Raw genomic sequence first — 23,075 nt, forward strand, 5'->3', positions numbered from 1 at the left:
TCCGGCATCAAGGGAGAGGAGTTGCAGGCAAAAGAAAAAGCGCATCAGACACGGGAGAAGAAGCAGTTTTCCATACGATTTCCCCCTTCCAGCGATGGCATGCTGCTCGCATCATGCCTCCCGCGCCGTACTTCACCCAGCTTTGATTTCATGAAGGGCCAGCACCAGCAGCCGGCTGCCTTCCACCCTGAATTTCACCTCCCAGCCGGAAAACAGGAGGCCGTAAACCCGTTCCGGATCGTCCTGGTACTGCGGGCGCGGGTCCAGGGCCAGCGTATCCGCCAGCGCTTTCCGTTCCTCCGGGGTCATGGTGCAGCCAAGAACGGCGGGGATTTCCACGTCCAGCCGTTCATAGGGAACAGCCGTAAATCCTTCCGAAGCCTCCGGAATGCAGTCCGCCAGCGGAACATATGGCTTGATGTCCAGAATGGGCGTGCCGTCCACCAGGTCCACGCCGGAAAGGTGCAGCACCGGGCCATCCTGCGGGTGCAGTTCCACCTTTTCCAGCCTGACGGCGGACAGGCCGATGGGGTTGGGACGGAACGGCGCGCGCGTGGCGAACACGCCCATGCGCACGTTGCCCCCCAGCCGCGGAGGCCGGACCATAGGGCTCCATCCCTCGTTTACGTTTTCACTGAATACCCAGATCAGCCACAGGTGGGAAAACCCTTCCAGGCCGCGGACGGCATCCGGATGACGGAACGGCGGCTCAAATACCAGCCGCGCACGCGCACCCGGAACCAGCCCGCTCTGGCGCGGTACGCCGAACTTGTCCGGATAACACGTGCTGACGCGGGCGACAGGATGCAAGCAAATGAACAGTTAATAATTAATAGTTAACAGTGAACGTTAAAAACTGTGAAGTTCTTCACCGAGCACTACGGCTTCCACCTTCCCTTTCAGGGTTTTGCCCAGGAAAGGGGTGTTCCGGGCGCGGCTGCGGAGCGTTTCATCCGTGACGGGCGTTTCACCCTCCGGGTCAAACACCACCAGATTGGCCGGAGCGCCTTCTTCCAAAGAAACGGGAGCCAGCCCCATGAGCCTGCGGGGAGCGTCACTGCAGGCGCGCGCCACCGTCTGCCAGGACATTTTCCCGGGTTCCACCAGATACTGGTAAATGGCGGGCAGGAACGTATCCAGCGCAATCATTCCCTGCGGCGCGACGACGAAGTCCTGAAGCTTGGAGAACGGGGTGCAGGGCGTGTGGTCGGAGACGATGCAGTCAATGGTGCCGTCATTCACCGCGGCGATCAGGGCGTCCACGTCCGACTGCCCGCGCAGGGGCGGGAGCGTCTTGTAGCTGGTATCGTAGCGGCCCACGTCTTCATGCGTGAAGAGAAGGTGGTGGAGCGCCGTTTCCGCGCTCAGCCCGGCGGTCACCGGTTTGCAGCGGCGCAGGATGTCCACGCTGCCGGCGGTGGAAACGGTCTGGACGTGCAGGGAGTTGCCCGTCTCCACGGAAAGGCGGATGATGGTTTCCATGCCTATTTCCTCCGCGCAGGAGGGAGAGCCCGTCAGCCCCAGGCGGTAGGAGGTGGTGCCCGGGTGCATGGTGGCCTTGGCCGTCAGGGACGGCACGTCCCCCCGCAGGGCGAAGGTGAGGTTCAGGTTGCTGGCGTACTGCATGGCGCGGTACAGCAGCAGCATGTTGTCCGGCGCGCGGTCCCCGTCCGTGATGAAGCGCACGCCCTTGGCGCGCAGGGAGTCATAGGAGGCCTGCTCTTCCCCGCCGTCCCCCTTGGTCAGGCAGCCGGAGGGGATGACCTCCACCAGCGCGTCCGTGCGGCATATTTCCATGAACGTGGTGATCTGGGCGGCATTGTCCATCACGGGATCGGTATCCGGCATGGCCATCAGGCCGGTCACGCCGCCATGCAGGGCCGCCGCGGTAGCCGTGGCCACGCGCTCCTTGTCTTCCCGTCCGGGCTGGCACAGGTGGGCGTGAAGGTCAAACAGGCCGGGCAGAACCAGCTTTCCGGAGGCGTCCAGCACCTTTTCTGCGGCATCCTCCGGGAGCGTCCCGGCGGGGGCCTTTGCGGCGATTACCCCTCCGGAAACCAGAAGATCCACCGGAGCGGAACCGTCCGCCGTCCGGGCATTGCGAATAAGTACGGAAGTTTTCATGAGCAATCAGTGCTGGGTTTGCGGGGTGAGATGGTAAAGGATGGACATGCGGCAGGCGATGCCGTTTTCCACCTGCCGGTTGATCAGGCAGCGCTCATAATCCATCGCCAGGTCGCAGATTTCCACGCCGCGGTTGACCGGGCCGGGGTGCATGATATACAGGCCTTCATCTGAAATGCGCTTCAGGCGTTCTTCCGTGACGCCGTAAATCTTGTTGTATTCCCGGGCGCTGGGGAAGAAGGGGGCGTCCTGCCGCTCCTTCTGCACGCGCAGCAGGTAAATCACGTCCGGCTTCCAGGCGAACGCCTCATTGAAATCGGAAAAGCGCGGGATGCCGGAGTGCTCCGTGCGCGGCACCAGGGAGCCCGGCCCCAGGTAGGCCACTTCCATCCCCAGCCTCTTCATCAGCAGGGAGGTGGAGCGGGCCACGCGGGAATGCAGGATGTCCCCCACGATGAGCACGCGCTTGCCCCTTACCTCCGGAAACACCTCCCGGATGGTGAAGGAGTCCAGCAGCGCCTGGGAAGGATGGGCATGGGCCCCGTCCCCGGCGTTGATCACGCTGGCGCAGGTATGGCGCGCAATCACGTTCGGCAGGCCGCTGTTGTAATGGCGCACGATCACGTAATCCACCTTCATGGCCTGGAGCGTGGCGATCGTGTCCTGCACGGATTCCCCCTTCACCACGGAAGAGGTGGACACCGTGAAGTTGGTCACGTCCGCGGACAGGCGTTCCGCCGCCACCTCAAAGGAGGAGCGGGTGCGGGTGCTGGGCTCATAAAAAAGCGTCAAAACGGACTTCCCTTTCAGGGCAGGCACCTTTTTGACGCTTTTAGTGAAGAGCTCCTTCATCGGACCGGCCGAATCCAGCAGCGTATGAATTTCCTCGTCAGTCAACGAGGAGATGTTGAGAAGGTCCTTGCGGGGATTCATGGAAAACGGGTAATGGATTGAAAAGTGTCTAGTGGGAGGAGATGATTACGCGGTCCTCGCCGTCGGCCTCCTTCATGCTCACGATGACCTTGGCTCCGGCGTGGTCCAGCACATGGCCCGTGTAATCCGGCTGAATGGGCACTTCCCGCCCTCCGCGGTCAATCAGGCACGCCAGTTCAATGCGGGCCGGGCGGCCGTAGTCGAAGAGGGCGTTCAGGGCCGCGCGCACGGTGCGGCCCGTGTAGAGGACGTCGTCCACCAGCACCACCCTCATGTCATCCGTGGAAAACGGCAGGTTGGAGGAACGGAGGGAGGGGCGGGCCTCCAGCTTGAAAATATCATCCCGGTACAGGGAAATGTCAATGGCGCCGTACTGGGCTTCCACGCCCAGCTCCTTCACCTTGTCCACCAGCCTCCGGGCGATGACGTCCCCCTGGCTGAGCAGGCCGACGATGGCGAGCGGTTCCCCGGGAAAGCGGGCCACGATGCCGTGGGCCATGCGCTCCAGCGCACGGGAAATCCCCGGGCCGTCCAACACGATTTCCTGTGACGGAGGAGGAGTCATCTGATGGGAAAGGAGTGAACGTTACAGGCCGGCCAGCTTCAGGATGCGGTGGGCGGCCATGGCGGCGTTGACGGGGGTCTTCTTGTGCAGGCCCACCGTGGTGCAGGGCACTCCGCCCGGGCACTGGGCGATCGCCAGCAGGGCGTCAATGCCGTTCAGGGGGCCTCCGGGAACGGGCACGCCGATGACCGGAAGGGAGCAGCTCATCACCACCACGCCGGGAAGGGCGGCGGACAGCCCGGCCACAGCCAGAATGACGGCCTTTTCCCCGCTGGCTTCCAGCTCACCCAGGAACTTGACCAGCTCCGAGAGGTCGCGGTGGGCGGACAGGACGGTTTCTTCATACGGAACATTCTCCTGCGCAAAATACTCGCGGGCGGGTTCCATAAAGGGCTTATCATTCGGGCTGCCGTAGATGACGATGACTTTCATGGCTGTGTGTGCGGTTGTGAAACTTGCAGATTATGGCCCCAAGCCCCCTGCCCTGGCAAGACTTAACCTTCAAAAAAAACGGCGAGGGCCGCGGGCGTGAAGGATGCCCGGACGGAGGCGCAAAAACTCCGGAACGGCCTCACCGGGCACACGCCTTTTCCCCCATTTCATCTATCTCTTTCATGGTCTGCCTGTGAAACCGCCTCTTCCCCTGTTCCGCGTCTTCACTGCCCGGAGCTTCCGGAAGGGTCTCCGGCATCCTCCGGAATAACCGCCTTGCCTGACTCAAGGTCCTTTTTCCACTGGTAAAGGCGCTTCAAAAGGTCAGGGGCGCTTTCCCCCTCCCTCTTCATCGTCCCACAGTCCAGCCAGTCAATCAACGCATTCATGGAGCGACCCAAATCATATTGATGGTCAAACCGTTCCCTGGCCTCGTCCAGACTGGCCATGAGATTCTGCACAACGGATATGTCTTTCCGGGAAAAATCTCCCTTCCAGTATTCATCCACCATCTTCAGGACGTCAATATACGACTCCCGGAAATCAGGCGGACATTCCGCCTCAAACCGTTCCGGCATGAGGTCAAACATGCTTTTACTCCTGTCACCGGACGGAGTTCCCCGTTCCAGGGAAATAATTTCACAGCACAATTCAAGCATGACACGGTACTTGAGGATAGCCGCGCGGGCTTTCCTGAACTGCTGCACTTCCAAATCCACATTCGGCATGAGCGGTTCCACAACGTCCTGTCCGCTCAATACGCCACAACCGCATCCCCATGCCATACCCGCCAGGGAAAACCATTTGAATAATTTCATCGCCTTTTCAGCGGTGAAAACCTTTTTTCTTTCCCGCACCGGAAACAGCAACAAGCTCAGCCTTCTCATCCTTCCTTCCTCTCTTGGGATATAAACTCCACAGGAACAGCCAGTTTCCCGGACTCAAAGTCCTTCTTCAACCGGAGCAAATCCTTCAGGAATATTTCAGGGGCATCATTCCTTTTCCCGGTCTCCAACCGCTTATCAAGCCATTCATTGGACAAATAAATCGCTCGTTCTATTCCATACCGCTCATCCAGGCGTTTCATCACAGCCTCTATCGCAGCACATTCCTTTTTCCCTTGCGGCGTCTCCATCCATTCGGGATTTTCATTCAACGCGGCTTTTATTTTTTCCACATGCTCCATCCATTCTTTCCGGAACATCTCCGGACACCCGGCTGAAATATTTTCAGGAAGCAGGTTCAGCAGCCGCTTGCAAAGCAGCCCCGCATTAACATTTCCCTTAATATCAGATTCCAGGATGGCAATCCGCCCGCACAAGGTCCAGAAAAACATGTACCTGGCAACGGCGGCACGTTCCCGGGCAAATTCCGGCGTCTGCCGGTACCCGTCCACATTCGGCATGGAGGGTGACGCCACATCCTGCCCCTGCGCCATTCCCAGGCAGCAGCCCGCCAAGCCTGCGGCTAAAATCAGCTTGATCATTAGTTGATAAGAGCATCTGCCGGGGATAAAGTCCATCCTTATTCCTCCTTCTCCCCACACTTTTTCTCCGGAGAGACAGCCCCTTCTCTTTCCGGAGGAGGAAGACTGCGTTCCACATCCTCCATCTGCTCCATCAGGGCCGTGATGAGCGCTTCCCGGTCTGTGGCCGCTTTCATCTGCCTTCTGAGCTCCCGGTCCACCTGCTGAAACCTTTCGGAAAGCGGATACCGGGAAACGACGGGAAGCAGCAATTCATTGCATGCCTTAACATAAACGCCGTACTCCCGGATCAATTCCTTTCCCGCCAGCTTCTCTTTTTCCATACGCTGAAGAAAGGCCTTGCTCATGGCATCCACCAGCCAAAACACCTTGCGGTAATCCGGGGGACATTCCTCCACCAGTCTGACGGGAACGGCTATGTACGATTCCAAAAAAGCGCGGTGCACGCCCTCCATCGGCATCCGGTCCAGCAGCGGCGCCCTTTTCTCCAGATACAGCATGCTCCACATCATGAGCCGGATAATGGCGTCCCGGTCCCTGAACAGTTTTTCCTCCGCACTCTGCGCCTCCCGCACGGACGGTTCCTGCGTAAAAGCAACATCCTGCCCCCGCACCATTCCCAGCCAGCATGCCCATGCCAGAACTGCACAGAAAACTACATTCAGCATCATCTTATCAATCCGGTTTCTTCTTCCATTCCTTCATTTTCCCCTGGAATTTTCAGCTTTCCGGCAATCAGGTCGTCCTTCATTCGTTGAAGCGCCTTCATGCGCTCCTCCCTGTTCAATCCTATCACCTTGCTTTCCAGCATCCGGAAAAAAAGAGAACTGCGTTCCCTCAAACGGTATTTTTCCATCATGGGAGCATTCATTTCATTGCATCGGTTGCAATATTCCTTAAAAACCTTGTCGAATTGTTCATCATCCATTTTTTCCGTCTTCATCCTGTCCAGCAGTCTGGCGGATTCTTCCCCGCACGCCTCAAAGGTTTTCCGGTAATCAGGCGGGCACAACTCCAGCATCCGGGGAGGCGGCGCAGAGTTCATGCGAACAATCATGGCGGCCACGATTTCCCGTGTCTCCCGGCCTTTCATCTCCAGCCTTATCATCGTTCCCAGAACGCATCCCAGCATTTCCACCCGGTCAATGGCTTGCTGATATCGTTCCAGGGCCTTCCCTTCCTCCGTCTCCAAATCCACGTTCGCCATGGAAGGCGCCGCCACATCCTGGGACATGGCGGGGAACGCCGTCAGGAATGCAGAAACCATCACCCGCCGGAACAGACTTAACATGAAACCACGTTACAGGAGCCCTTCACATGCGGTCAACATTATTCTCCCTGTCCGCTACTGCGGAAAACCAGACAGGCAGGTCCGCAGCAACCACAGCAAACGCCCTGAAGGCAACGAGGGGGGGCTGCCCGGTAAAAACTGCTCTTCCTCCTCTCGCCGCCCAGCTTCTATCACTCCTGCTTCTGCATGATTTCCGCAGGAATAACCACTTCTCCGGATTCCAGCTTTTCCTTGATTCCTTTAAGACGTTTGAGCATTTCCTTTTTGCCGGCGCCATCCTCCATCTCCAGAGCAGAAATACCCGCCTTCTTCATCATCCAACCCATCACCGGCTGTATCGCCTCCTGCACCATGTATTTTTCCATCAGCAGGCGTACGTCTTCCCACGCACCCATCTCCAAGTCTCTGGGAACGGCTCCAGACTCCTCCATCTTTTTCTCACACGTATCCTTCCATTGCCGTACTGCGCATCTGAAATCTTCCGGACACCGGGCAAGCGCGTTCATGGGAATGAACTCCCAAAAATGTTTTATTCTCTTTTGCAGATCCATTTTCTCCGCAGGATCCTCTTCCAGCATTAAAATCATCTGATTCAAAACCAGTACAACCATAAAACCGCATATGGCGGCACGCTCCTCCTGAATTTTTTTCCCGGTCTCGGAATCCAAATCAACGACAGGCATTCCCGGTGAAGCAATATCCTGAGCACGGGAGAAAAGAGGGAACGCCCCGCATAACAATAAACCAATCAATAAAAAGCGACTCATGCCAGCCATATTCACAGCATACCACGGGACCGTCCGCGGGCAATAAGTTTTCCGCCATTCCGTAGCGGGGCCGCTTCTTTTCCCATTCATGGACCTTCCCGCACAGCCGCCCACACGCCGGATGCCGTGGATTCCGGGCATCCGCCGCAACAGGCTTGCCCTTTCTTCCGGAAAAACGCCGGAGCGGAACAACTACCGGACTTATTCCTCCACCGTCTCCGGCATGACGAGGCGCCCTGAACGGACATGATCGCGAAATTGCTTGAACGCTTGGGCAAACGAGTCCTGGTCCATGTTGCCGCGGGCGTTGACTTCCCGCTCCATCCAGTTCAAGGCCTGGCGGCACATGTCCTCCATGCCGTATTCCGCCAGAAAGGCCAGAACCTCCGGGTCTTCCGGATTAAACGGCTCGGACTGCAAATCCCTTTTTCCGTCCGCCGCCTCTTTCAGAGCCTGAACCCTGGCATTCATCAGCTTTTGGAGCTTTTGCGGGCATTCCTTCAATTCCTGTTCAGGAAAAGCCGCCAGTATCAGGGGATAAAGGTCCTTTTCCCTGAATACCTCGCCCTGGTTTTCCACGACCGGCAGGAGAACGGCTAAATAAAGCAGCACGAAGAATTTGCGGATAGTCGCCTTCTCCGCCGCCAGCTTCTGCCCGGAAGGCGTTTCCAAATCCACATTCGGCATTCCGGGCGCCCCGACATCCTGGGCGGCACCGGACAGCGCAAACAGCACGGGGCACAGCAATAAAAAGTTCAGGGGCATTCTCATGGTTTACTTTTGGACAGCGGGGCTTCCCGATCGTTCGAAATCTGCGGTAATCCCTTGTTCCTTTAATATTTTACGTTTCCGGGACGTCTTCACCGGGAAAACTTAAAACCTCCACGTTGCGGAATGGGAGCCGCGGAAAGCAATCCATCCCTTCCACGGCTTTCCGCACGTTCGCTCCACCAGGGGCAGATTCCGCCACCGGGCAGGAGGCAAAACGGAAGATAACGGCTTTCTTCTCAAACATCTTCCATCACCTCCCCGTCCTCCATTTCCTCAGCCTCGCCAATATTTTCGGGAACCACGACTTTCCCGGCCTCCATCTCCTCTTTCAGTTCACGGATGCGCCGGGCTTTAAACGCGGGGGTGTCACTTTTCCTGAAACCCAGCCTGGAAGTTACCCAGCGTGCAATCCGTTCCTCTTCATCCTTCAAGCCGTACTTGAACAGCAAGGCGGCCACTTCTTCATCCGCCACGTAAGGCCAGACAATATTCTTTTCAAGCCCGTCCAGGAATTCCTGTATCTTGCTCTTTTTTACAACGACCAGTTCCTGAAAATCCGCAGGACAGCGTTTCAGGGCATTTTCCGGGAATTCCTCCAGGATTACCTGATAAAATTCCGTAGCCAGTCCGTTGCCGCCTCTGATTATTACTTCAAAGGAAGGAAGGTTCCGGACAAGGCACAACTGGGCAAGAAAGCTCCGAATTTCTTTACGATTCCTTTCCCGCACCCTTCCTTCCTCCGTATCCCGGTTCAAGTCCGGCACGGCGGGAGGAGCAATATCCTGGGCGGCCGCCATTCCCGATAAACTTAAAACGATCAGAAAACGAACCATCTTACCCATGAAGACACCATACCACAAACATGCATTCCGGCAATACCGTTCCTCCAGCCGCTTCCCTACCGTCTTGCACGCCCCAATCATTTCCGGAACGAAAGGCTGTTTTTACAAGGCCAACGGCGGGAATGCCGGAATTTGCACGGCAAAGCTTGAAAAGGGATTCACGGAGTGCCGCATCCCTCAACGGAACATCTGCCGCGCCATGGCCTCCGCGCAGCGGCGGCCGTCCAGGGCGGCGGAAACAATGCCGCCGGCATACCCGGCCCCTTCCCCGCAGGGATACAGCCCTTCCAGCCCGGGATGCTCCAGCGTGGCGGGGTCCCGCGGAATGCGCACGGGGGAACTGGTGCGCGTCTCGCAGCCGATGAGCTGGGCGGAGGCCCCGGCAAAACCGCGCCATTTATGGTCAAACTGCCGCAGCCCTTCCCGCATGCGCCAGACGATTTCCCCCGGAAGCAGTTCATGCAGGGGGTGGGATGTAATGCCGGGGTGGTAGCTGGTGGGAAGCAGGGAGGAGGAAACGCGCCCGTTCAGGAAATCCTCCACTTTCTGGGCTGGGGCCTTCTGCATGCCTCCCCCGGCGCGGCTGGAAGCGGTCTCCAGCGCCTTCTGGTACGCCACGCCCGCCAGCACGCCGTGCTCCCTGCGGAAGGATTCCGTATCTTCCGGATGCACGCTGACCACAAAGCCGGCGTTGGCAAACGGGGAATCCCGCCGGGCCAGGGACATGCCGTTGACCACCACCTCGTCATTTTCCGTAGCGGCGGGAACAATGAAGCCTCCGGGGCACATGCAGAAGGAGTGGACGCCGCGGTCCCGAATGGTGGTCGTCACGGAATAGCGCGCCGCCGGAAGCTGTTCCGGGCGTTTCCGGTCCGGGCGCAGATGGTACTGGCGGGCATCCACGAACGCCTGGGGATGTTCAATGCGCACGCCCACGGCAAAGGGCTTCTGTTCCAGGGCCAGCCCCTCCGCCAGCATCATGCGGTACACGTCCCGCGCGCTGTGCCCGGTAGCCAGCAGAACGGCGTCCGCCGCAAATTCCCGGCCATCCGCACAGACCGCGCCGCGTATGCGGCGGCCGTCCGCGGAACGGAGCAAATGCTCCACCCGCGCGTTGAAATGGATTTCCCCGCCCGCGCTCAGGATGGATTCCCGGATGGCTTTCACGACGTTGGGCAGCAGGTTGGAGCCGATGTGCGGATGGGCGTCCGTCAGGATTTCCCGCGGCGCGCCGTGGGCCACGAAAATTTCATAAACCTCCCGCACGGGGCCGCGCTTGGTCGCGCGCGTAAACAGCTTGCCGTCCGAGAACGTGCCCGCGCCGCCTTCCCCAAAGCAGTAATTGGAATCCTCCATCACGGTGCCCTGCCGCAGGATGGGGGCCAGGTCAAACCGGCGGGAGGAGACGTCCTTCCCCCGTTCCAGAACCACGGGTTTCATCCCCAGCTCCAGGCAGCGGAGCGCGGCGAACATTCCGGCAGGTCCGAATCCCACAATCAGCGCCACCGGGGCGCCGGGCCTGACGGGAGGATAGTCCCGGGAAAGAGGTTCTTCCGGAGGCAGAGGGCCGTCCACCCCCGCCAGCAGACGGAGCTGGAACAAAATGTTTTTCTGTCGGGAGTCAATGGATTCCTTCACCAGCCGCAATTCCCTGATGCGGGAGGGGGAAATGCCCAGCTTTTCCGCCACGGCGGCGCGGCGCGCGCGGTCGTCGCCGGCCTTCTCCATCGGCAGAATCACATCCACCGTTACGCCTTCCTCTCCGTTCATGGGGCCTCCTTCCTCGGCCCAGGCTGCTGCTGCGTGATGCAGTGGATGGCTCCGCCTTCCAGCACCAGCTTGCGGGCGTCCACGCCGACTACCTGTTTTCCGCTGAAGCATTCCCGCAGAATGCCCAGGGCGCGGTCGTCATTCCGGGGCTGGTTGAACACGGGAACGATGACGGCTTCATTCACGATGAGGAAATTGGCGTAACTGGCCGGGAGCTGGTCCAGCCGCCAGTCCTCCGCATGGAGGGGGTCCGGCATCGGGAGGGGAATCACCTCCACGCCGGAACCGTCCACGCCCCTCAAATCCTGCAGGCGTTCATTATTTTCCGCCAGGGCGCGGTAATGGGGGGAGGATGAGTCCGTCTCCACGATGGAGACCACGGCATCCCGGCACACAAAGCGCACCATGTCGTCAATGTGCCCGTCCGTATCATCCCCCTCAATGCCGGAACCGAGCCAGAAAATGGACCTGGCGCCCAGCATGCGCCGCAATTCCTCCTCAATCATGGCGCGGCTCCATTCCGGGTTGCGGTTGGGATTCAGCAGCACGGATTCCGTCGTCACCAGCAGGCCGTCCCCGTTGCCTTCAATCGCGCCCCCTTCCAGAACCATGGAGGAGCTGCGCACGGGAAGCCCCAGGGAAGCGCCGATCAGGGAGGGAATGCCGTTGTCCAGGTCCCACGGAGCAAATTTGCCGCCCCAGGCGTTAAATTGCCAGTCCGCCAGCATCAGGGAGCCGTCCTCCACGCCCTGCACGAAGACGGGGCCGTGGTCCCGGCACCAGACATCGTTGGCTGGATGATTGAACAGGCGGTACTGGTCCTCCCGCACCCCGGCGGCCTGCATCGCCTGCCTGATGCCCGGATGAAGGGGTTCCGCGGCATTCACGCACACGCGGGCATGCGGGGCAATGGCGGCGGCTACGCGCCCGTAGGTCTGCTGCAATTCATCCAGGCCGCCCTGCCACAAATCCCTGCGGTGGGGCCAGGAGAGCCAGACGGCGTCCTGCGGTTCCCATTCAGCGGGCCAGCGTACATCGGGTTCCTTGCTCATGGCGGTACGGGGGGTCAACTGGGCTGCTCCTGGAATTCGTAAGGCTCTTCAAAGGCCTTGCGGAAACTCATGAACCCCTTGAAATCGTCCAGGGAATCCTCCGGCTGCTTGGAAAACACATCCTCCTCAATCAGCAGGAAAACCATCTCTCCCACATTTTTCCCGTTTCTCAGCCCCCATTCCTTTAATACGGTGGAGGCCATGGGGCCGAACTGGGCGAGGGCGTAATCCCGGAAGCCTTCCAGCAATTCCTGCCCGCTGACATGCCGCTGGGAGCCGTTTTCCTGCTCTTCAATGCGCTGCATGGTGAAATCCAGCGCATCTTTCAGAAAGGAATACGCCCGTTCCGCAAAACGGGGATCCTTCCGCACAATGCGGCTCACGGCATCTTCAAACGTAGGGGTGGTCATAACGGCTCACCCCTACCCTATACGGGCCCCTGTGAAAATCAAGATTTTTGGGAGCGCGCAAACTTCACGGCTTTCCTTCCTTTTTCCCGCATTCCGGCCCTTCATAAGTTCCCATGAATAGCACGGCCCGGTCCTCTGGGCTGTAAATGAGCCACAGGAAAGGACGGTTGAATTCGATCTCCGGCCCCCTGCCGCGGGGAGGAGCGCCGGCAAATGGATCCATCTCCCCGGCAGTGGAAGCGGACGCATCCAGCCCTTCCTCCCGCACTCTGACCGCGCATTTCTGGTACACGCCATGGATTTTCAACGGCTCCGGCGCGCAGTTCCCCATCCGTGAAAAATCGGCGCGGCCGGTAAACGCGTCCTTCATTCCCAGCGCCTCCAGGGCCTTTTTCAGGGAAAGCGTGGGGGAAGACTGGGAGAAACGCGGCAGCCGCAGATGGTATCTGGAATATTGCTCCAGGGGCTTTCCGCCGGGCTTCCGCGTTTCCTCCGCGGCATCCCGGGCGGACAGGGAGGACAGGATGCCGTTCCATTCCTCTGCGGTCATCCCGTCAATGAATTGCTTCATCTTCCTCCCCTCCGGAGGAAGAACGGCCATGAAAACGGGCGCGCCCTTCCCTCCCGTAAAGAACAGGCTTGCCCCCCGCACGCCGTCCTTTTCATAATACATTCCTCCCTGCCGGGGCCATGACCTCCCCTCCGTGAATACCTGCTGCTTCATCATGGGCACCTGGCAGGCAGCGCCGTCCTCCCGGACAAAGGTCCGCAGCGCGGTGTCCCGCCCTTCAAATTTACTGTCCCAGAACGCCCTCAAATACATGGCGTTCACCAGCACAAGCACCGTCCGGTCACTCATCCGCTGCGGATTCAGAAGATTCCTGATGCGGTTTCCCGTATTCGTTGCCGCCCAAGCGTTCACCTGCCGCACGGCTTCCGCCATGTTTTCCCGGAAGGGCGCCTGAGCCACGGCATCCGGCCCCACGGCCTTTTTATAGGCGTCTTTCAACTCCACGGACCGGTCTGCAAAAATGCGGTTGGCGGAATAACAGCGCAGCGAGCGCGAAAAATCACCAGACAGAAAAGTCCAGTCCCTCCTGATTTTTCCGTCTCCGGGCAATACGGCCGCCATCTGCTTCTCCGTTTCCCCCGCCGCTCCCGGAAGCATGTAACGGAGAACTTCATACAGGGAAAAAGGGGAAATCATGACACTGCCGCCGCTTTTCTCCATGCATGCCCGGAACAGGCGCAGCTCCGGAGGAGCGGAAACACCGGGAGACGGAGCAGGCGGAATATCCGCCCATGACACGGAGCCCAGAAGAAACACATATGCCAAAGTCCTGAATATCATGCTTCTACCTTATCAGATAGATACATCGTGGCAAGTTTTACGGACTGATGCCGCCAAAAAGCTCCATAAGCAGGAAGGAAACCTTGCCAGCCTCTGGTCCGTTTGTTATGAATGGAATGCTTTATGTTTCGTCCCTCCATCATGCTTCTGGCAACCATGCTGTGCGTTTCCTGCGTATCGCACCGGCCTATCCAGGACAGCAGTTCTCCGCCCATTGACGCGGCCAACCCGCTGGACGGCACCCCCGTGGCCCTGGCGTGGAGCTCCGGAACGCAATTGATGATGGGGGTGGACACAGGAGCGGTCCAGACGTCCCTGCTTTTCTCCCCCGCGGTGGAATCCATCGGCGCCCGCCTGCGCGGCAGGGGCGCCATGCGCACGGCCAATGTGCCCGTTTCCCTGAAGGATGACGGAGAACCCATTTCCCGGAAGCAGGACGTGGTGATGGTGGACCAGGCGCCGTATGACGGACTGCTGGGCTGGGAGTGCATCCGGAAGTACGTGTGGAACATCAACTATCCCAAACGCTCCCACCGCTTTTTCAACAAACTGCCCTCCAAAATACGGAGCTGGCACAAGCTTTCCCTGATACCCGGTTCCGACTACCCGCAGATTGCGGACAAGCACGGCCGGCGCATCATTCTGGATACGGGCGCGCCCCATGCCGTCTACATCTCCAAGAAACGCTGGAACGCCATCAAGCAGGCCTACCCGGACGCGTTCGTCAGCGTTTATTCCGGCTACAGCCCCGCCGCGGGCGGCTTTTACGCCCATGAATGCATGCACGTGAGCTCCTTCCAGCTCGGCCCCCTGGAATTGAAGAACATCCTGCTCTGCGAAAGCTTCGCCAATCCGGAAGTGATGGGCATTCCCGACGACATCGACATCATCCTGGGCTACGGCGCGCTGGCCGCGCGCCAGTTCTGGCTGGACGGCCCGGGGAACGCCCTTTATTTCAGCTCCACCAGCCACCGGATGCCCGCGCCCTCCTCCTTCAACCTGATGGGGGGCACCTTCATCCAGGACCGCAACGGGAACGGCCCCATGAAGGCTTACGTGGCCGAATGGTCGCCCGCGTGGGACGCCGGCCTCAGAACGGGGGACGTGCTCGTTTCCATCAATGGGAGAAAGAATCCGTATCCGGACCTCGTAGAATATGTCACCACCCAGCGGGGGGCACAGGCAAGCGTTGTGGTCCAGCGCAGGAACAGACTGGTGCGCATTCACTGGGAAGTTCCGGCCGCGCCCCCTGCCGGGGATTATTACCCCACGCCCCAGGCCATTACGGAGCAGGAGTTTGAAAACCACGTCAAGCAGCAGGAGGAAAAGGAACAGCCCCAGGATGCCGCGGGAGACCAGCAGCCTGCGCCCGCCGCGACGGAAACTCCAGAGGAGGCCGCCCTCGCGCCTGACGGGAAAACGGACAAGACCCCCGCGGCCTGAGCCAGCCCCTATCCAGCCATCTCTCTACCACCGGCATGAACGACGCACAGCAACAGGATTCACAGGAAGCCGCCGGCGACTGCCGCATTCCCTCACCCTTCCAGAAAAAGACCTGCTGGTACGCCCTGACGGGCGTCGCCATCCTGGTGATGCTGTGCATCGCGGCCTTCGTCATCTTTGAAGTGGTGAAACTCCTGGGCTTTCTGGAACCGGTGCTCCTGCCCATCCTGATTGCCGCCGTGGTGGCCTACCTGCTGGAACCCATCGTCTCCTGGCTGGTGCACTTCAGATTCTCCCGCCCCTGGGCCGTGGTCACGGTCATGTTCGCGGCTCTGGCCGTCCTGGTGGGCTTCGGCGCCACTATCCTCCCTCCCCTGATCCGGCAGACGGATGAGCTGATCGACAACCGGATGGAGCTCTGGGACAAGACCTCCGAGCTGATTGACTCCACCATTGAAATTCCCTTCATCTCCCGCACCATTGACAGCGTTTACAGCACCAGCCTGCGGGAACTGAATACCGGCCATTATACGGACGCGGAGGTCCACGACCTGAGAAACGCCCGGACCGCCCGGGAAAAACTGGGGGCGTACATGACCATCAATTCCTCCTTTTACCAGGACAAGCTGATGAGCTGGCTCACTTCCGGCGGAAGGGCCCTGTACAGCACCATAGGCATCATGGTGAGCATCCTGATCACGCCCATTTTCGCCTTTTATTTTCTGCTGGAAGCGGATAAGATCAGGGAGAAATGGCCCAGCATCCTGCCGCTGAAGGCCTCCAAATTCAGAAAGGACGTGGTGGACACCATGGAGGAAATCAACGGATACCTGATTTCCTTCTTCCGCGGCCAGATGCTGGTGAGCATCATTGAAGGCATCCTGATCGCCATCTGCCTGAAACTGCTCGGCCTGCCGTACGCCGTCACCATCGGCGCGGCGGTCTGCGTGCTGGGCATCGTGCCCTACCTGGGCATCATCACCGCCTTCATTCCCGCGGTCCTGCTGGCCTGGTTTACGTGGGGAGACTTCCAGCACGTGCTGATCGTTTCCGGCATCTTCCTGGCCGTCAACCAGTTTGACGGATGGGTCATCCAGCCGAAAATCGTGGGGGATTCCGTGGAGCTTCATCCGCTCACGGTCATGTTCTCCGTGCTGATCTGGACGCTTATCCTGGGCGGCCTGATCGGCGCGCTGCTGGCCGTCCCGCTGACGGCCGCCATCAAGGTTCTCTACAAGCGTTACATCTGGCAGAATGCCAGCATGCGCCCCATGACGGAGCCCCTGCCGCCGCCGGAGGAACCTCATTAAAAGCGCCAGCCAAGACCGCGCGGCCCTTCCCCCGGCAGAATCCCGGCATTTTTCCAACCATCTTTTGATCAACCGCAACAACACACACACCTGACAACATGAACAAACCCGCATTACACCTGATGCTTGCCCTGGCGGCGGCGGCGGCCTGCCCGGCCGCCACCACGCCCCAGGTCAAGCCGCCCAAAGCCATCGTCATGATTTACGCTGACGACCTCGGCTATGGAGACGTAGGCTGTTATGGAGCCAAGGGGATTCCCACCCCTTCCATTGACAAGCTTGCCAAGCAGGGCGTCCGCTTTACGGACGCCTATTCCACCACCTCCGTCTGCACTCCCTCCCGCTATGCCCTGTTCACCGGGGAATATCCCTGGCGCAAGGAAGGCACGGGCATTCTGCCGGGGGACGCCGCCCTGATTATTGACACCAAGAAGCCCACGCTGCCCAAGATGCTCCAATCCCACGGCTATAAAACCTACATGGTGGGCAAGTGGCACCTGGGCCTGGGGGAAAAGGGAAAGAAGATTGACTGGAACAAGCACATCGCCCCCAGCCCTAACGAAATCGGCTTTGATGAAAGCTTCATCTTCGCCGCCACGGGCGACCGCGTTCCCTGCGTGATTCTGGAAAACGGCAACGTCCGCAACCTGGACCCGAACGACCCCATTGAAGTGTCCTACCAGCACAACTTCCCCGGTCTTCCGAACGGGAAGGACAACAAGGACCAGCTCAAACTCATGTGGAGCCACGGGCACAACCAGGCCATCATCAACGGCATCGGCCGCATCGGCTTCATGAAGGGCGGCAAGAGCGCCCTGTGGAAGGATGAGGAAAACGCGGATGTGATCACGAACAAGGCCATTGAATACATCCAGAAGAGCGCCAAGGCCAAGGAACCGTTCTTCCTGATGTTCGCCACGCATGATATCCACGTGCCGCGCTGCCCGGAAAAACGCTTTGTGGGCAAGAGCCAGCATGGCGTGCGGGGGGACGTTACCGTGGAACTGGACGACTGCGTCCGCCGCATCACGGAAGCCCTACAAAAAGCCGGACTGGAAAAGGACACCCTGGTGATCTTCTCCAGCGACAACGGCCCCGTGCTGGACGACGGCTACAAGGATTTTGCCGTCCGGGACAACGCCACCCACTCCCCGGCAGGCCCCTTCCGCGCCGGCAAATACAGCATTCTGGAAGGTGGCTCCCGCATTCCGTTCATCGTCAAATGGCCCGGAGTAGTCAAACCCGGAGCGACGAGCAAGGCCCTGTTCAACCAAATGGACCTGGCCGCCTCCCTGGAACAGCTTCTGGAACCCGGCAAGGCCAATTCCTTCCGCGACTCTGAAAACGTGATCCCCGCCCTCCTGGGCAAATCCGCCAAGGGACGCGACTACCACGTCATCAACAGCACCGGCAAGGCTCTGGCTATCCGCCACGGCAAGTGGAAGTTCATTCCCGCCGGCGTAGCCATCCGCGACGGGATCAACGGACTGGGAGCGAAAATGACCAAGTCCCCGGAAGGCGGCAGCCTGTTCGACCTGGAAAAGGACCCGAAGGAACTCAACAACGTAGCAGCCCAGCATCCGGACATCTGCGAGCAGATGAAAGCCAAGCTCCAGGAAATCCGCCAAAGGCCGGAAACCAAGGCCGACAGGGCGGACCTCCTTCCGCTGGACGACTAACACCCATTCAGCCTGAATCATGAGAGAATCCGCCACATGCTCCCTGTGCGGGCACGGGTATACCTACCCGGCCGGGCTGGATGAAAAAGCCGGCATGCACTGCACGGCGTGCGGCGTACTGATTCACGTTAAAACGGGGCTTCCCTTTGGGGAAGCCCCCTCTTCCCCCTCCGGGCAGAAACCGGAAAACGCCGTAAAAACACCGGCATCCCTGCCCCCCGTCAAGAAAAAGCAGCCGGCTTCTTCCGGACGGGACGCGGATGGGCGCGACCTCAGGGAAACAAGCCGCTCCCGGCTCACTGCCGCTGGCTCCGGCACTGCCGTCCCCGCCGTGTCCTGGTTGGCATGGGGCCTGGCCCTGATTGCACTGGTCATGGCTTTCATCTTCCCCTCTTACGGGAACGACTCCACGGACCCGCTATATATGCTCCAGCGCCTGCCCTCCATGGTCTTCGGCTGCACGGCGGCCATTCTGTTCATTCAGGGGCTTGCGGCCATGCGCCGCTAGCAGAAGCCGGGCTTCCGCAGTTCCCTGGGAAACAATCCGGAACAGGCACCGGCTCAAAGCCGGCCAAACGGCCCGGCCGCCTTCCCGCAAATCCGGGATTTTAAGCTTGCCTGTCAAATTCGCAGGTTCTAAGTTACTCCCCGGTAATTTATGGAACGGGAGGCAGAGGCGCAGGACAACAGGTGGAGAACCAGGCTGGACGCCGTCCTGATGCACAGGATATGGGGTTCCCTTATCTTCCTGTGCATCGTTTACATCATTTTCTTCCTGAGCTTCGCCATCGGCGACCCTCTGGTCAGGCTCATCCAGACAGGCACGCAGATGTTCAGCATCTGGGCCTGCCGCATGCTGGAACCGTGGCCCCGCCTGCAATCCCTGCTGGGGGAAGGCGTGGTGGGCGGCGTAGGCGGCGTGCTGGCCTTTCTTCCCAACGTGGTGCTGCTCTTCGGAGCCATCACCCTGCTGGAAAACAGCGGATATATGATGCGGGTCTCCCGCCTCATGAGCCGCATCATGAAAATCATGGGCCTGAACGGCAGCAGCTTTGCCCCCCTCCTGCTGGGCTTCGGCTGCTCGGTTCCCGCCATCCTGTCCACCCGGAGGATTGAAGCGCGCAACGACCGCCTGGTCACCATCGCCGTCCTGCCCATGATGAGCTGCGCGGGTCGCCTGCCGATTTACATGATGTTCGTCTCCGCCCTGTTTCCCTCCCGCCTGCAGGCCACCGTATTGTTCGGGATTTACGCCAGCGGCGTCCTTCTGGCCCTGTGCTGCGCCCGGCTCCTGAAAAACACGCTCTTCAAGACCGCCCAGAGGGACTCTCTCCACCACATGAAGCGCCTGCGCCTCCCCTCCCTGCGGAAGGTGGGCGCCCTGATGTGGTCGCGGGCCTTCATGTACGTCCGGAAGGCGGGAACCTTCATTCTGGGGGCCTCCATCATCCTGTGGTTCCTGAACACCTACCCCAGGCCGGAGGAAGGAACCGCGCCGAATGCGGCAGCGGCCATGGAACATTCCTACGCCGGACAAATAGGCCACTGGATGGAACCCGTCACGCAAGTGGCCGGATTTGACTGGAAGATCAATTCCGCTCTTCTGGGCGCTTTTGCGGCCAAGGAAATCTTCGTCACCCAGATGGGCATTCTCTATGCGGTGCAGGACGGGGACTCCGGCCCGGCAGCCCAGCAGACCCTGAACGCCCGCCTTAAAGCCAGCTACACCCCCCTCCAGGGCATCAGCATCATGATGTTCTGCCTGATCGCCCTCCCCTGCATCGGCACCGTCACCGTCGCCAAAAGGGAAGCTGGCACCTGGTGGTTTGCTCTGGCGCAATTCGGTGGATTGACCCTGCTGGGGTTTCTGACAGCTACGCTGGTGTACCAAACAGGACTGTTCCTGTAAGAGCCGGATGCGGAAAAAACGGCGGCAGGAAATATTTCCGGCAGGCCGGAATGGCGGGGAAATGCCATACGCCCCTGGAAAGTCCGTCCCTTCCCGGCAACGCTACTGCCCCCCCTCCTGGGAGCGAAGGCCATCCGGCCTTCGGATTCGGTCTGGCTCCACAGTCAACGGAAGAGAGCTTTCCTTCTTCCGTTTTTTGCCACCGCTGGCAAGGAGCAGGAGCCACTTGTTCCCAGGGAGGAGCCCATCGTGTACCGGGAACAAGGAATCCTCGTTTCCGGCAGCGAAGGGAATTCCCTTACATACAAAAACCGGAGGGATGTCCTCCCTCCGGTTCCGGATACGTCTAATGAAGCCGTTTAAATCGTCTTGATGACGGAAGATTCGTCGTCCTCCCTGTCATCGGAGGAAGCGGCCTTCCTGGTGGGCACAGGCGTCTTCCTGACCTTTTCCAGGGCCTTGTCCACCGCCGTAATTACCTTGTCTTCCCCTGTTTTCTGGCTGGCCAGCTCATTATAGATTTTTTCCTTGGCTTCATAATCAGCCTTGGCGGCGGCATCGTTCGGGTTGGCCTTGAATTTGTCCTCCGCCTTGAACAGGGCTTCCTCTGCGGCCTGGAACTTGGGTTCCACCACATTCCTGTGGTCTTCCGCCGTCTGCTTGATGCGGCCCAGCAGGCGGATCACATAGGGGCGGTTGCTGAGCCTCTTGAAGGCGGAAACCAGGAACTGGCGGCGTTCGCTCGTCTTGGCGTCCGCTATCAGGGGCTCGAACAGCTTGAGCGTGGCGTTGTCATCCCGGTCACGGTCCACGGAGAGCACGCGGAGAATGGAATCATGGGCCTGGGAACGCACGCGTTCATGCAGGGATTCATCCTTCCACGCCTTGAACAGGTACGGAACGGCGTCATCCGTGTTCCAGTCCCCCCAGGCGGTGATGATGGCGAGCGCCTTCTTGGGGTCTTCCTTGTAGCTCTTTTCCATCATGTCCAGCACCTTGGGATCGCCGGTGCGGGCCAGCAGCTTGTAGAGGACCTTGACGTTTTCCTCCGGCATGTTCTTCTGGTACTGGAGCAGCTTGGAAGAGAGCGCCATGCGCTTGGCCGGGGGGGCTTCGTCAATCAGGTAGCGGGCCGTGCGGAAGGCGGAGGAAACCAGGTCCTGGGAAGCATCCTTCTGCTGGAGAATCTTCATGACGTCGTCCAGGTCGTCCAGCTTCATGGCAAAGCGCATGTACTTGAGCACCACGGCCTGCTTGTCCTGAATTTTCTTGTTCTTGCTATCACTGATGGAGGCGTACAGGTCTTTCAGCATGTCGCGCATGGCGGGGCTGGAAGATTTGGCCAGCAGCGTCACCATCATGGAGTATTTCTCCTTGCTGTACCTGCCGACGTTTTTCTTCATGTCTTCCACCACCTGGCGTGCGATGTTGTCATCCATCTGGGCCATGATGGAAACCAGGTGGGCGGCGCCGGGCCAGTTTTCCCGGTTTCCCTTGGCTCCCCTCACATTGGCTAGGAGCAGGGCGGCGTCCTCCGCATTGGGCACCACCTTCACGTCCGGAACGCGGCTGAGATTTTTGGAATCAAACAGACGGCTGCGGCCCAGTTTGCCGCCTTCCACCACCAGTGCATTCAGGCGCGCGTTTTCCCCTTCCACCTGGTCTTTCTTGCTGTTGGTATGCCAAGCATAAATTCCTACCCCGGCAGCGGCAAGCACCAGGGCGCATACCCCGTAAATGACGCCCCTCAGCAGGGATTTGGATTTATCCACGGAGGCGACCATTTCCCGGGTGGTTTCCGTGCCGGCAGGCGGCTGGATGCCGCCCGTGCCCGCGAGGGGAACGCTGGCGGTGGGAGAAACGGATGCGGCAGCCACGGGCTGGGAAGCCGCGGCAGACGCCACGGAAGGAACGGGCGCGGTCCCCGCAGGGGATTTCAGCACCTTCAACCGGGGCACGGCACTTTCCGCCGGGGCGGCGGCAGGAGCTTCCTCCGCCGGGGCAGGAGCCGGGGAAGTCTTTAAAACTTTCAATTTGGGAATGGAGCCTGTGGAAGCCGCGGCAGACGCCGGAGCAGCCGGTTCAGGCGCCTGAACGGCAGCGGGAGCCACGCCGGCGGCCTGCGCCAGGGCAGCGGCCTGCGCGTCCGCCAGGGCTTTCTGGGCCTCCGCCACCTTGGCAAGGGCATCCTGAATCTGGGCATCCACCGCCGGACCGGGCAATGGTTGGGAAGCGGCTTCCTTTTCCTCCTGTTCCGCCGCAAGACGGGCCCTTTCCTCTTCCGCCGCCACACGGGCCGCTTCCTTCTCCGCGGCAATGCGAGCGGCTTCCGCGGCCTCCTGCTCCGCCCTGATTCTGGCGGCTTCCTCCTCGGCGGCTATTCTGGCCGCCTCTTTTTCCGCAGCGATGCGGGCGGCCTCCTGCTCGGCTGCCGCCTTTTCCGCCGCAATCCTGTCCGCCTCCGCCTGTTCTGCGGCACGGCGCGCGGCTTCCTCCTGTTCCTGGGCCAGCTTGGCCTGCAATTCAGGAGTGAGGAAACGCGGTTTGGCAACTTCCACGCCTTCCGCGGCGGGGGAAGCAAACTTTACTTTGGGCGCTGCCGCAGGGGCTGCCGTTACCAGGCGGCGGCGTAATTTGGGAGCCTCTGGAGAAGACGGGGTTTCTGGCTGGTCGGTCATGATGATAAAATGGCTGGAAGATTGGGGTGATTTTACACGATCCCTCCGGCTCCTGCAATCTCAAAATCCGGACTGACGAAGGGACGCGAAATTCTCCGGAACTCCTGATTCAACAAGGAATTCAGGGAAAAAGACTTCATGCGGCGCAGAAAATGAAAAAGCGTTTAAACATCCCGCAAGCGCCCTTGCACGGAATGTTAAACAATTCAAATTTTAAATAATAAAAATCATGAATAAAATAAGCATATTACCTCTGAACGTC

23 protein-coding genes are annotated in these 23,075 nt (G+C 59.7%); 6 read left to right on the plus strand and 17 right to left on the minus strand.

The features are described from left to right. Positions 1-132 precede the first annotated feature (132 nt). The 7 genes from tsaA to QSJ36_RS09530 form a co-directional block, all read right to left on the minus strand. Positions 133-810 (minus strand): tRNA (N6-threonylcarbamoyladenosine(37)-N6)-methyltransferase TrmO, encoded by a 678-nt coding sequence (tsaA, locus tag QSJ36_RS09500; protein ID WP_285468490.1) that lies wholly within the window; start codon positions 808-810, stop codon positions 133-135. A gap of 39 nt (positions 811-849) precedes the next feature. Continuing rightward, positions 850-2,124, minus strand: coding sequence for a dihydroorotase (locus QSJ36_RS09505; RefSeq protein WP_146017937.1), 1,275 nt, complete (start codon positions 2,122-2,124; stop codon positions 850-852). 6 nt (positions 2,125-2,130) lie between these two features. Continuing rightward, entirely contained in the window at positions 2,131-3,057 is a 927-nt protein-coding gene (locus QSJ36_RS09510; protein WP_022397465.1) for an aspartate carbamoyltransferase catalytic subunit, read from the minus strand. 28 nt (positions 3,058-3,085) lie between these two features. After that, the gene (pyrR, locus tag QSJ36_RS09515; RefSeq protein WP_102721084.1) at positions 3,086-3,622 is read right to left on the minus strand and encodes a bifunctional pyr operon transcriptional regulator/uracil phosphoribosyltransferase PyrR; all 537 of its coding nucleotides are present in this window, start codon (positions 3,620-3,622) and stop codon (positions 3,086-3,088) included. A 21-nt stretch (positions 3,623-3,643) separates the two neighbouring features. Next, positions 3,644-4,054, minus strand: a complete 411-nt coding sequence (locus QSJ36_RS09520) for an AIR carboxylase family protein (protein ID WP_285468494.1) — start codon at positions 4,052-4,054, stop codon at positions 3,644-3,646. A gap of 224 nt (positions 4,055-4,278) precedes the next feature. Further along, a complete protein-coding gene (locus QSJ36_RS09525) occupies positions 4,279-4,812 on the minus strand; it encodes a hypothetical protein (protein ID WP_285468496.1) in 534 nt (177 codons plus the stop codon). 125 nt (positions 4,813-4,937) lie between these two features. Next, positions 4,938-5,231, minus strand: coding sequence for a hypothetical protein (locus tag QSJ36_RS09530; protein ID WP_285468497.1), 294 nt, complete (start codon positions 5,229-5,231; stop codon positions 4,938-4,940). Positions 5,232-5,388: 157 nt separating this feature from the next. On the opposite strand from QSJ36_RS09530, the gene QSJ36_RS09535 reads away from it, so the two are divergent. Further along, on the plus strand, positions 5,389-5,547 hold the full coding sequence (locus QSJ36_RS09535; RefSeq protein ID WP_180972907.1) for a hypothetical protein: 159 nt from the start codon (positions 5,389-5,391) through the stop codon (positions 5,545-5,547). Between the two features lie 31 nt (positions 5,548-5,578). Here QSJ36_RS09535 and QSJ36_RS09540 read toward each other — a convergent pair whose 3' ends face one another. From QSJ36_RS09540 to QSJ36_RS09580, 9 genes are all read right to left on the minus strand, one after another. Continuing rightward, positions 5,579-6,211 carry a hypothetical protein gene (locus QSJ36_RS09540; RefSeq protein ID WP_285468498.1) on the minus strand — a complete coding sequence of 211 codons (633 nt, stop codon included), beginning with the start codon at positions 6,209-6,211 and terminating at the stop codon, positions 5,579-5,581. Continuing rightward, complete coding sequence (locus QSJ36_RS09545) at positions 6,208-6,831, minus strand: hypothetical protein (RefSeq protein ID WP_285468499.1); 624 nt, start codon at positions 6,829-6,831, stop codon at positions 6,208-6,210. Before QSJ36_RS09545 ends, QSJ36_RS09540 begins: the two co-directional genes overlap by 4 nt. Before the next feature lie 170 nt (positions 6,832-7,001). Next, on the minus strand, positions 7,002-7,598 hold the full coding sequence (locus tag QSJ36_RS09550; protein WP_285468501.1) for a hypothetical protein: 597 nt from the start codon (positions 7,596-7,598) through the stop codon (positions 7,002-7,004). A gap of 201 nt (positions 7,599-7,799) precedes the next feature. Next, positions 7,800-8,369, minus strand: coding sequence for a hypothetical protein (locus QSJ36_RS09555; protein ID WP_146021208.1), 570 nt, complete (start codon positions 8,367-8,369; stop codon positions 7,800-7,802). Between the two features lie 236 nt (positions 8,370-8,605). Further along, positions 8,606-9,211, minus strand: a complete 606-nt coding sequence (locus QSJ36_RS09560; protein ID WP_022397474.1) for a hypothetical protein — start codon at positions 9,209-9,211, stop codon at positions 8,606-8,608. A 177-nt stretch (positions 9,212-9,388) separates the two neighbouring features. Further along, positions 9,389-10,981 carry an FAD-dependent oxidoreductase gene (locus QSJ36_RS09565; RefSeq protein WP_285468505.1) on the minus strand — a complete coding sequence of 531 codons (1,593 nt, stop codon included), beginning with the start codon at positions 10,979-10,981 and terminating at the stop codon, positions 9,389-9,391. Continuing rightward, on the minus strand, positions 10,978-12,033 hold the full coding sequence (locus QSJ36_RS09570) for an agmatine deiminase family protein (protein ID WP_102726817.1): 1,056 nt from the start codon (positions 12,031-12,033) through the stop codon (positions 10,978-10,980). The genes QSJ36_RS09565 and QSJ36_RS09570 overlap by 4 nt, the downstream gene beginning before the upstream one ends. Before the next feature lie 14 nt (positions 12,034-12,047). Next, on the minus strand, positions 12,048-12,443 hold the full coding sequence (locus tag QSJ36_RS09575) for a Minf_1886 family protein (RefSeq protein ID WP_022397477.1): 396 nt from the start codon (positions 12,441-12,443) through the stop codon (positions 12,048-12,050). A 64-nt stretch (positions 12,444-12,507) separates the two neighbouring features. Beyond that, positions 12,508-13,794 carry a serpin family protein gene (locus QSJ36_RS09580; protein WP_102726818.1) on the minus strand — a complete coding sequence of 429 codons (1,287 nt, stop codon included), beginning with the start codon at positions 13,792-13,794 and terminating at the stop codon, positions 12,508-12,510. Positions 13,795-13,935: 141 nt separating this feature from the next. On the opposite strand from QSJ36_RS09580, the gene QSJ36_RS09585 reads away from it, so the two are divergent. The 5 genes from QSJ36_RS09585 (at position 13,936) to QSJ36_RS09605 (ending at position 20,135) form a co-directional block, all read left to right on the plus strand. Further along, positions 13,936-15,237, plus strand: a complete 1,302-nt coding sequence (locus QSJ36_RS09585) for a PDZ domain-containing protein (RefSeq protein ID WP_146019228.1) — start codon at positions 13,936-13,938, stop codon at positions 15,235-15,237. A 35-nt stretch (positions 15,238-15,272) separates the two neighbouring features. Next, a complete protein-coding gene (locus tag QSJ36_RS09590) occupies positions 15,273-16,547 on the plus strand; it encodes an AI-2E family transporter (protein WP_022397480.1) in 1,275 nt (424 codons plus the stop codon). Positions 16,548-16,645: 98 nt separating this feature from the next. Beyond that, positions 16,646-18,226: an arylsulfatase gene (locus QSJ36_RS09595; RefSeq protein WP_102726820.1), complete on the plus strand. Its 1,581-nt coding sequence runs from the start codon at positions 16,646-16,648 to the stop codon at positions 18,224-18,226. Between the two features lie 19 nt (positions 18,227-18,245). Continuing rightward, the gene (locus QSJ36_RS09600) at positions 18,246-18,734 is read left to right on the plus strand and encodes a hypothetical protein (RefSeq protein WP_102729135.1); all 489 of its coding nucleotides are present in this window, start codon (positions 18,246-18,248) and stop codon (positions 18,732-18,734) included. 150 nt (positions 18,735-18,884) lie between these two features. Further along, positions 18,885-20,135: a ferrous iron transporter B gene (locus QSJ36_RS09605; RefSeq protein WP_022397483.1), complete on the plus strand. Its 1,251-nt coding sequence runs from the start codon at positions 18,885-18,887 to the stop codon at positions 20,133-20,135. Between the two features lie 359 nt (positions 20,136-20,494). On the opposite strand, the gene QSJ36_RS09610 is transcribed toward QSJ36_RS09605, so the two are convergent. Beyond that, positions 20,495-22,813 (minus strand): hypothetical protein, encoded by a 2,319-nt coding sequence (locus QSJ36_RS09610; protein WP_285468509.1) that lies wholly within the window; start codon positions 22,811-22,813, stop codon positions 20,495-20,497. Between the last annotated feature and the right edge of the window lie 262 nt (positions 22,814-23,075).

The organism is Akkermansia sp. NBRC 115031 (assembly GCF_030268505.1).
Taxonomy (GTDB): Bacteria; Verrucomicrobiota; Verrucomicrobiia; order Verrucomicrobiales; family Akkermansiaceae; genus Akkermansia; species Akkermansia massiliensis.